At 64.0% G+C, this 1424-nt stretch carries 1 other RNA gene and 2 pseudogenes; 1 reads left to right on the top strand and 2 read right to left on the bottom strand.

The annotated features are described in order from the left end of the window. A pseudogene (locus AHiyo1_RS04560) lies at positions 1 to 232 on the bottom strand (glyceraldehyde-3-phosphate dehydrogenase); the annotation flags it as partial. 280 nt (positions 233 to 512) lie between these two features. Continuing rightward, an RNA gene (gene rnpB, locus AHiyo1_RS04555) (RNase P RNA component class A) lies at positions 513 to 903 on the bottom strand. Positions 904 to 1016: 113 nt separating this feature from the next. On the opposite strand from rnpB, the pseudogene AHiyo1_RS26170 reads away from it, so the two are divergent. After that, a pseudogene (locus AHiyo1_RS26170) lies at positions 1017 to 1424 on the top strand (YaaA family protein); the annotation flags it as partial.

The following is a 1424-nucleotide window of genomic DNA, read 5'->3' as shown; positions in this document are numbered from 1 at the left end:
CGATCGCAGCGGCCCCGAGGTCAAGTCCGGCCAGGATGTTCAGCAGCGGCGCGGTCTCTTCGAGACGGAGTTCGTCCTTGCTCATCCGGCGCGCGAAACGGTGGGCTTTCAGGATGTTCATCGACGACTTGTTGATCAAGCTGCGCCCGTGGATGCTCGTCACCACGTTGTTCTCACGGTACAGCCGGCCGATCACCGGAATCATGGCCTCGGCCAGCGCTTCGCGGCCCATCCACGTATCAAGACAAGAATCTGATGACTGGCTCACAGAACTACCTTCCTAGGGTCAGCTACATACGTCCTCGTACGTAGATGGCGGCCGCCCGGAGTAATCCTGCGGCACTGGCATCGGCGGGACTTCGGTCTGCCCGGACACCTTGAACGCTGCAAAGAAAAACCGCCGGCTGCGAACGCAGAACCGGCGGTGGAACTTCTACGTTCACTGTCCATTCTAAGGTCTGGCACGGGACGACTTGGCCGCCGGAACGCGTGAAATCACTCACATAGGCGAAGGGATGGGTTGACCGATACGCCGGGTTCTGTCCTCCCTGCCGTTGCCGGCGAAGGAGTGGCGACCATCCATCTACGAACGCCGTTGCCGACGCCCTCCAGCGGCCTACCCGGACACTCGGGCGAGCAGCCCTCGATCGTGCCCTGTCTGGCCTTGCTCCGGGTGGGGTTTACCTAGCCTCCCTGGTCACCCAGGGAGCTGGTGGTCTCTTACACCACCGTTTCACCCTTACCTGCTGCCTGCCTGTGCTGGCACAAGCAGACGCGGGCGGTCTGTTCTCTGTGGCACTAGCCTGCGGGTTACCCCGAGTGGGCGTTACCCACCACCCTGCCCTGTGGAGCCCGGACGTTCCTCGAGCCACTCACGTGGCGCGCGGCCGCCTAGTCAACCCATCCGCCCTACAGTCTACCGGCGTCGGGCCCTGCGCATTTCCGGACGGCACTGCCGGAAGGTACCGCTAGGCAGCTGGCGCCTGTATTACTGGCAATACAGCTAATATCGACTGGTGCTGATTCTGCTGCCGCCCTCCGAAGGCAAGACCCCCGCTGAGAAGGCTCCGCCGTCGAATGGGAGTCCCTGAGCTTTCCGGAACTCAACAGCTACCGGGCCAAAGTGCTCGACGCGCTGGGCCTGGTCAGCGCGCACGAGGACGCCCTCGCCTTATTGGGGGTGGGCGCGTCCTTGAGGGACGACGTCGAACGCAATACCCGGCTCCACGCCGAACCCGCCGCCCCTGCCCATCAGGTGTATTCCGGTGTCCTCTACGACGCGTTTGGCTACAAGACCCTGACGCCGGCACAGCGCCGCAAGGCGGTGGAGTCGATCCTTGTGGTGTCCGCCCTGTGGGGCGCCATCGGTTTCGGCGACCGCGTGCCCGCCTACCGCTTGTCCATGGGAACCGCACTGCCCGACG

Source organism: Arthrobacter sp. Hiyo1 (genome assembly GCF_001263615.2).
In the GTDB taxonomy this organism is placed as follows: Bacteria; Actinomycetota; Actinomycetes; order Actinomycetales; family Micrococcaceae; genus Arthrobacter.
This window is presented reverse-complemented; position numbering and strand designations above follow the sequence as displayed.